At 66.6% G+C, this 8101-nt stretch carries 6 protein-coding genes and 1 pseudogene; all 7 read left to right on the top strand.

Features of this window, described 5'->3' with window-relative positions; genetic code table 11:
* Positions 1–120: pseudogene (locus CK944_RS04910) on the top strand (sugar ABC transporter substrate-binding protein); the annotation flags it as partial.
* Between the two features lie 51 nt (positions 121–171).
* Positions 172–1704 carry a multiple monosaccharide ABC transporter ATP-binding protein gene (mmsA, locus tag CK944_RS04905; protein ID WP_103171912.1) on the top strand — a complete coding sequence of 511 codons (1533 nt, stop codon included), beginning with the start codon at positions 172–174 and terminating at the stop codon, positions 1702–1704.
* A complete protein-coding gene (gene mmsB, locus CK944_RS04900; protein WP_103171911.1) occupies positions 1701–2906 on the top strand; it encodes a multiple monosaccharide ABC transporter permease in 1206 nt (401 codons plus the stop codon). Before mmsA ends, mmsB begins: the two co-directional genes overlap by 4 nt.
* A 4-nt stretch (positions 2907–2910) precedes the next feature.
* Positions 2911–3900 carry an AraD1 family protein gene (gene araD1, locus CK944_RS04895; protein ID WP_103171910.1) on the top strand — a complete coding sequence of 330 codons (990 nt, stop codon included), beginning with the start codon at positions 2911–2913 and terminating at the stop codon, positions 3898–3900.
* Between the two features lie 9 nt (positions 3901–3909).
* Complete coding sequence (gene araD / locus CK944_RS04890; RefSeq protein WP_103171909.1) at positions 3910–5652, top strand: L-arabinonate dehydratase; 1743 nt, start codon at positions 3910–3912, stop codon at positions 5650–5652.
* Positions 5652–6563 carry a Gfo/Idh/MocA family protein gene (locus tag CK944_RS04885; protein ID WP_103171908.1) on the top strand — a complete coding sequence of 304 codons (912 nt, stop codon included), beginning with the start codon at positions 5652–5654 and terminating at the stop codon, positions 6561–6563. The genes araD and CK944_RS04885 overlap by 1 nt, the downstream gene beginning before the upstream one ends.
* Positions 6564–6573: 10 nt before the next feature.
* Entirely contained in the window at positions 6574–8088 is a 1515-nt protein-coding gene (locus CK944_RS04880; RefSeq protein ID WP_103171907.1) for an aldehyde dehydrogenase (NADP(+)), read from the top strand.
* Positions 8089–8101 lie beyond the last annotated feature (13 nt).

Genomic DNA, 8101 nt, shown 5'->3' with positions numbered 1-8101 from the left:
TATGACAACGGCGTCAAGGTCGTACCGTCCTATCTGCTGGAGCCTGTCTCGGTCACCGCCGACAACTGGAAAGAGGTTCTGGTGGATTCGGGCTATTACACCGAAGACCAGTTGAAGTGATCACCGGCGGTCCCGGCTTGCGCCGGGACCCCACATGATCGGAGGAACACGATGACAGCCATTCTTGAGATGCAGGGCATCACCAAGACCTTTCCCGGCGTCAAGGCGCTGAGCAACGTGAACCTGTCGGTCCGCGAAGGCGAAATCCACGCGATCTGCGGGGAAAACGGCGCGGGCAAGTCCACGCTGATGAAGGTGCTGTCGGGCGTCTATCCGCACGGCAGCTATGACGGCGAGATCCTGTATGACGGCAAGCCCGCCCGGTTCCGCGACATTCGCGACAGCGAACAGGCGGGCATCGTCATCATCCACCAGGAACTGGCCCTGGTGCCGCTTCTGTCCGTGGCCGAAAACCTGTTTCTGGGCAACGAGGTCGCCACGGGCGGCGTGATCAACTGGCCCCTGGCCTATCAGAAGACCGAAACCCTGCTGAAGAAGGTCGGCCTGACCGAGGCGCCGACCACCAAGGTCGAAAAGCTGGGCGTGGGCAAGCAGCAGCTTGTCGAGATTGCCAAGGCGCTGGCCAAGAACGTGCGCCTGCTGATCCTGGACGAACCGACCGCCGCGCTTCAGGAAAACGACAGCCAGAAGCTTCTGGACCTGATGCTGGAACTGAAGGGGCAGGGCGTCACCCAGATCATCATCAGCCACAAGCTGAACGAGATCCGCCGCGTCGCCGACCGCGTGACCGTGATCCGCGACGGGTCCACCGTGTCCACCCTGGACCGGTCCGAGATCACCGAGGACCGCATCATCCGCGACATGGTCGGCCGCGACATGGCGCATCGCTATCCCGACCGCACGCCCAGGATCGGCGAGGTGCTGATGGAGGTGCGCAACTGGTCGGTGATGCACCCGGACCAGCCGCGCCAGGTGATCCGCGACGTGTCCATGACCGTCCGCAAGGGGGAAATCGTGGGCATCGCCGGGCTGATGGGGTCGGGGCGCACCGAATTCGCCATGAGCCTGTTCGGCCGCAGCTATGGCCGCGACATCCGGGGCGAGGTGAGCCTGGCGGGCGGCACGCCGGACCTGTCCACCGTGTCCAAGGCCATCGACGCCGGGCTGGCCTATGTGACCGAGGACCGCAAGGCCCTGGGCCTGATCCTGGACGAGCCGATCCTGCGCAACATCTCGCTTGCGAACCTGGAAGGCGTCGCCAAGGGGGCCGTCCTGTCGCGGGGCCGCGAACAGCAGGTGGCCGAGAAATACCGCAAGGCCATGAACATCCGCACGCCCAGCGTCTTCCAGCGGGTCGTGAACCTGTCGGGCGGCAACCAGCAGAAGGTCGTGCTGTCCAAGTGGCTGTTCACCGATCCCAAGGTGCTGATCCTGGACGAACCGACCCGCGGCATTGACGTGGGCGCCAAGTTCGAAATCTACAACATCATGAACGAGCTTGCGGCCCAGGGCCATGGCGTCGTCATGATCAGTTCGGAAATGCCGGAACTGTTGGGCATGTGCGACCGAATCTATGTGATGAACGAGGGCCGGATCGCCGGCGAGCTGACCCGTGAACAGGCCAGCCAGGAACGGATCATGGCCCTGATCCTGCAAGACGGAATGAAGGGGGAGGCTGCATGAGCACCGCCGAGACCAACAAGCCTGCCACGACAGGCATCGGCGCCCATCTGGGCAGCCATCTGCGCGAGAACGGGATGATGCTGGCGCTTGTCGCCATCGTGCTGTTCTTCTTCGTGATCGTGCGCGCGACCCAGGGGGTGGACTTCCTGTCGGCGCAGAACATCACCAACCTGTTCCTGCAGAACTCCTATGTCATCATCATGGCCCTGGGGATGCTTCTGGTGATCGTGGCGGGCCATATCGACCTGTCGGTCGGCTCCGTCGCGGCCTTCACGGGCGCGGTGGCATCCGTGCTGATGGTGCGGATGGGCCTGCCGGTCCTGGTGGTGATCCCCATGGTGCTGGTGGTGGGCGGGCTGATCGGCGCCGCCCAAGGATACTGGATCGCCTATTGGCGCATCCCCTCCTTCATCGTGACGCTGGCCGGGATGCTGGTCTTTCGCGGCCTGACGCTGTGGCTGCTGGGCGGCCAGAACATCGGCCCGTTCGAGCGGTCCTTCCAGGCGCTGTCCACCGGCTTCATCCCCGACCTGTTCGGCCCCGACAAGCCGAACTTCACCGCCCTGATCCTGGTCGCGGTGGCCGCCGCCGCGATCGTCTGGACCGGCGTCCGCGCCCGTGCCCGCGAGGCCGAGTTCGGCATCACCCCCGAGCCCGCGGGCTTCTTCTGGGCGCGCAATGCCGTGGTGGTGGTCGCGCTTCTGTTCGTGGGCTGGAAGCTTGCCAGCTTCCGGGGCCTGCCGAACGTGCTGCTGGTCATGTCGGTGCTGATCGTCCTTTACGCCTTCTTCACGGAATCCACGACGACCGGGCGGCGCATCTATGCCCTTGGCGGGAACGAGAAGGCAGCCAAGCTGTCGGGCATCAAGACTGAACGGCTGGTCTTCTTCACCTTCGTCAACATGGGCGTGCTGGCGTCCCTGGCGGGGATGATCGTCACCGCCCGCCTGAACAGCGCCACCCCCAAGGCCGGCGTCGGGTTCGAGCTTGACGTGATCGCGGCCGTGTTCATCGGCGGCGCCTCGATGTCGGGCGGGGTGGGGCGGATCATCGGGGTCGTGGTCGGCGCGCTGATCATGGGCGTGATGAACAACGGCATGTCGATCATGGGCATCGGCATCGACTATCAGCAGGTCATCAAGGGGCTGGTACTGCTGGCCGCCGTGATCTTCGACGTCTACAACAAGAACAAGCAAGGCTAGAACCATGTTTCTGTCGCAACTGAAAAGCCCCGGCGGGGACCGGGTTGTCGCCGCACGCGAAAACGACAGCGCCTGGATCGTGCCGGGTGCGCGTTCCACCCGCGATCTGGCCCTGGCCGCCATCGCCGCCGGCCACGGCCTTGCGGCCGAGGTGAAGGCGCGCGGGCAGGGCGAGGCCGTCGATCTGGCCGCCGCCCTGGCCGAAGGCCGGGTGCTGCTGCCGCTGGACCACGACGATCCCGCGCATCTGCACCTGACCGGCACCGGGCTGACGCATTTGGGCAGCGCCGCCACGCGCAACTCGATGCATGCCAAGACGGACGCCGAGGCGCTGACCGACAGCATGAAGATGTTCCGCATGGGGCTGGAAGGGGGCAAGCCGCAGAACGGGGCCGCCGGCGTTCAGCCCGAATGGTTCTACAAGGGCAATGGCGTGAACGCGATTGCCCCCGGCGCGGCCCTGGTGTCGCCGGGCTTCGCCCTGGACGCAGGCGAGGAGCCGGAGATCGCGGGCCTTTACTTGATCGGACCGGACGGCACGCCCTTCCGCCTGGGCTTCGCGCTGGCGAACGAGTTTTCCGACCATGTGACCGAACGCGGCAATTACCTGTGGCTGGCCCATTCCAAGCTGCGCCCGGCCAGCTTCGGCCCCGAGATGCTGGTGGGCGATCTGCCGCAGCATGTCGAAGGGACCAGCCGCATCCTGCGCGACGGCCAGGCGATCTGGGAAAAGCCCTTCCTGTCGGGCGAATCCAACATGTCGCATTCGCTGGCGAACCTGGAACACCACCACTTCAAATATGCGCTGTTCCGCCAGCCGGGCGACGTGCATGTCCATTTCTTCGGCACCGCGACGCTGTCCTTCGCGGACGGGATCAAGGCGCAGACGGGCGATGTCTTCCAGATCGAGGCGCCCGACTTCGGCCTGCCCCTGTCCAACCCGCTGGACCAGCAGCAGAACGGCGAAATCCCTGTCGCCGTCGCCACTCTCTAGAGGCTCAAGATGACGTTCAAACCCGCCCCCTGGCCCCGCCAGCTTCGTTCCCAGCACTGGTATGGCGGCACCTCGCGCGACACGATCTATCATCGCGGCTGGATGAAGAACCAGGGCTGGCCCCATGACCTGTTCGACGGGCGGCCCGTGATCGGCATCATGAACACCTGGGCCGACCTGACCCCCTGCAACGGCCATCTGCGCGAACTGGCCGAAAAGGTGAAGGCGGGCGTCTGGGAAGCCGGCGGCTTCCCGGTCGAGGTTCCGGTCTTTTCCGCATCCGAAAACACCTTCCGCCCGACCGCGATGATGTTCCGCAACCTGGCCGCCCTTGCGGTCGAGGAAACGATGCGCGGCCAGCCCATCGACGGCGCGGTGCTGCTGGTCGGCTGCGACAAGACCACGCCGTCCCTGCTGATGGGCGCGGCCTCGACCGACATCCCGTCGATCGTCGTCACCGGCGGGCCGATGCTGAACGGATATTTCCGGGGCGAACGGGTCGGCTCCGGCACGCATCTGTGGAAGTTTTCCGAGGCCGTGAAGGCCGGAGAGATGACGCAGGAGGAGTTCCTGGAAGCCGAGGCCTCGATGTCCCGCTCCACCGGCACCTGCAACACGATGGGCACGGCATCGACCATGGCAAGCATGGCTGAGGCGCTGGGCATGGCGCTGTCGGGCAATGCCGCGATCCCCGCCGTGGACAGCCGCCGCCGCGTGATGGCGCAACTGTCGGGCCGCCGCATCGTGCAGATGGTCAAGGACGACCTGAAGCCCTCGGACATCATGACGCGGGCTGCCTTCGAGAACGCCATCCGCACCAACGGCGCCATCGGCGGGTCCACCAATGCGGTGATCCACCTGCTGGCCATCGCAGGCCGGGTGGGCGTGGACATCACGCTGGATGACTGGGACCGCTGCGGCCGCGACGTGGCGACCATCGTGAACCTGATGCCGTCGGGCCAATACCTGATGGAGGAGTTCTTCTATGCCGGCGGCCTGCCCGTCGTGCTGAAACGCCTGGGCGAGGCCGGGCTGCTGCACAAGGACGCGCTGACCGTCAGCGGCAGCACGATCTGGGACGAGGTCAAGGATGTCGTCAACTGGAACGAGGACGTGATCCTGCCCGCCGACCGCCCGCTGATGGCCCAGGGCGGCATTGCCGTGCTGCGCGGGAACCTGGCGCCCAGGGGGGCGGTGCTGAAGCCGTCCGCCGCCAGCCCGCATCTGCTGGTCCATCGCGGCCGCGCGGTCGTCTTCGAGGATATCGACGACTACAAGGCCCGGATCGAGGACGAGGCGCTGGATATCGACGAGACCTGCGTCATGGTGATGAAGAACTGTGGCCCCAAGGGCTATCCCGGCATGGCCGAGGTGGGCAACATGGGCCTGCCGCCCAAGGTGCTGCGCAAGGGCATCACGGACATGGTGCGGATTTCCGACGCGCGCATGTCGGGCACGGCCTATGGCACGGTGGTCCTGCATACCTCGCCCGAGGCGGCGGCAGGCGGTCCGCTGGCCGTGGTCCGCGACGGCGACATTATCGAACTGGACGTGCCGAATCGCCGCCTGCACCTGGACATTCCTGATACGGAACTGGCCGCGCGCCTTGCCGCTTGGCAGCCCAGCCATGAATTGCCGACCAGCGGCTATGCCTGGCTGCACCAAGCGCATGTGGAAGGGGCCGATACCGGGGCGGATCTGGACTTCCTCAAGGGTTGCCGGGGCAATCCGGTCGGACGGGACAGCCACTGATGAAGATCGCGTTAGTCGGCATCGGGAAGATCGCGCTGGACCAGCATGTGCCGGCGCTTGATGTCAGCCCCGACTGGGAACTGGCCGCGACCGTCAGCCGAAAGGGCACGGTCGATGGCGTCGAGGCCTTCACGGACATCGGCGCCATGCTGGATGCGCGGCCCGACATCCCGGTGGTCAGCCTCTGCCTGCCGCCCGTTCCCCGCTTTGAGGTGGCGCAGGCGGTGCTGCGTGCGGGCCGTCACCTGATGCTGGAAAAGCCCCCCGGCGCCACCCTGGCCGAGGTTCACGCCCTATGCGACCTGGCTGAACGGCAGGGCGTCACCATCTATGCCACATGGCATTCGCGCATGGCGATGGCCGTGGCTGCCGCGCGCGACTGGCTGGCGGACAAGACCGTCCAGGACGGCCGCATCACCTGGCGGGAAGACGTGCGCAAGTGGCATCCGGGCCAGGACTGGATCTTCGAGGCCGGCGGCATGGGCGTCTTCGACCCCGGCATCAACGCCCTGTCGATCTTGACCGCGATCCTGCCCCAGCCCGTGCGCCTGCTGTCCGCCGACCTGGATTTTCCGGCCAACCGCCAGGCACCCATCGCGGCGCGGTTGCGGTTCAGCCAGGGCATCGACGCCGATTTCGACTTCCGCCAGGAAGGCCCGCAGACCTGGGACATGGAGTTTCAGACCGACGGGGGCCGGATGGCGCTGCGCATGGGCGGCAACCGGCTGGAAATCGACGGCCGCCATGTCCAGGGCGCCGACGACATCATGGGCGAATATCCCGCGCTTTATGCGCAGATGGCAAGGCTGGTTTCCGGCGGAAACCGGGACGCAGACCTTGCGCCCATGGTTCTGGTGGCCGATGCCTTCACCCTCGGGCGGCGCAACAGCGTCGCGGATTTTCATTTCTGAGGATAATGCAATGACCTTCACCCCCCATGGCAAACATCTGGTCGCAGGCGAATGGCTGACGGGCGAAGGCACGTTCCGATCGTCCCCCGCCCATGGCGACGGCCACGATTTCAGCGCCGGCACCGCCGATCTGGTGAACCGCGCCTGCGAGGCAGCCGAGGCAGCCTTTGCCGCCTATGCCGCGACCAGCCGAGAGGAGCGCGCCCGCTTCCTGGACGCCATCGCCGACGAGATCGAGGCACGCGCCGAGGCGATCACCGCCATGGGCACGGCGGAAACCGGCCTGCCCGAGGCGCGGCTGCAGGGCGAGCGGGGCCGCACCACGGGCCAGTTGCGCCTGTTCGCGGACCATATCCGCAAGGGCGATTACCTGGACCGCCGCCACGATCCCGCGCTGCCCGACCGCCAGCCCCTGCCGCGGCCCGACCTGCGGCTGATCCAGCGTCCGATCGGCCCGGTGGGGGTCTTCGGGGCCTCGAACTTTCCCTTGGCCTTTTCGACAGCAGGCGGTGACACCGCATCCGCGCTGGCGGCGGGATGCCCGGTCGTCGTCAAGGGCCATCCCGCCCATCCCGCCACGGGCGAGATCGTGGCCGAGGCGGTCCATGCCGCCGTCCAGTCCACCGGAATGCCTGCCGGCGTCTTCAACTTCATCCATGGCAACACGCATCATGTCGGCGCGGCCCTGGTCCAGCACCCGCTGATCAAGGCCGTGGGCTTCACCGGCAGCCTGCGCGGGGGCCGGGCGCTCTTCGACCTGTGCGCCGCGCGGCCCGAGCCGATCCCCTTCTTCGGCGAGCTTGGCAGCATCAACCCCGGCTTCATCCTGCCCCAGGCGCTTGCCGCGCGGGGTGCCAAGCTGGCGGAAGGCTGGGCGGGCAGCCTGACCATGGGCGCGGGCCAGTTCTGCACCAATCCCGGCCTGATCGTGATGCCCAAGGGCGTTCTGGCCGAAGCCTTTGCCAAGGCTGCGGGCGATGCGCTGGCCAAGATCGGCCCCCAGGTCATGCTGTCCGACGGCATCGCCGAGGCTTACCGCGCGGGCATCAACCGTGCGGCTGGGGTGGCCACGCCGGTCTTCGAGGGCGAAAGCCATGGCCGCAACGCCCTGCCCGCCATCTACAAGACCACGGCCGAGGAATTCCTGCGCGATCACACCCTTGCCGAGGAGGTGTTCGGTCCCATGGGCGTGATCGTCACCGTCTCTGACGGAGACCAGATGCTGGACGTGGCCGAGGCGATGGAAGGCCAACTGACCGCGACCCTGCATCTGGATGATGGCGACATCGACCTTGCGGCGCGGCTGATGCCGATCCTGGAACGCAAGGCGGGCCGCATCCTGGCGAACGGCTGGCCCACCGGGGTCGAGGTCGCGGACGCGATGGTCCATGGCGGGCCTTATCCCGCCACGACGAACTTCGGCGCGACCAGCGTGGGAAGCATGGCGATCCGACGCTTCCTGCGCCCGGTCAGCTATCAGAACATCCCCGAGGCGCTGTTGCCCGAGGATTTGCGGGGCCTTTAGGCCCTGCATCAAT

Source organism: Paracoccus sp. SY (assembly GCF_002901215.1).
Lineage (GTDB): Bacteria > Pseudomonadota > Alphaproteobacteria > Rhodobacterales > Rhodobacteraceae > Paracoccus > Paracoccus acridae.
The sequence above is the reverse complement of the archived record's forward strand: the minus strand, read 5'-3'. Positions and strand labels throughout refer to the sequence as shown.

Coding starts and splice junctions, on each gene's coding strand:
- mmsA (WP_103171912.1), top strand. CDS start 172: ATGACAGCCATTCTTGAGATGCAGGGCATCACCAAGACCTTTCCCGGC.
- mmsB (WP_103171911.1), top strand. CDS start 1,701: ATGAGCACCGCCGAGACCAACAAGCCTGCCACGACAGGCATCGGCGCC.
- araD1 (WP_103171910.1), top strand. CDS start 2,911: ATGTTTCTGTCGCAACTGAAAAGCCCCGGCGGGGACCGGGTTGTCGCC.
- araD (WP_103171909.1), top strand. CDS start 3,910: ATGACGTTCAAACCCGCCCCCTGGCCCCGCCAGCTTCGTTCCCAGCAC.
- CK944_RS04885 (WP_103171908.1), top strand. CDS start 5,652: ATGAAGATCGCGTTAGTCGGCATCGGGAAGATCGCGCTGGACCAGCAT.
- CK944_RS04880 (WP_103171907.1), top strand. CDS start 6,574: ATGACCTTCACCCCCCATGGCAAACATCTGGTCGCAGGCGAATGGCTG.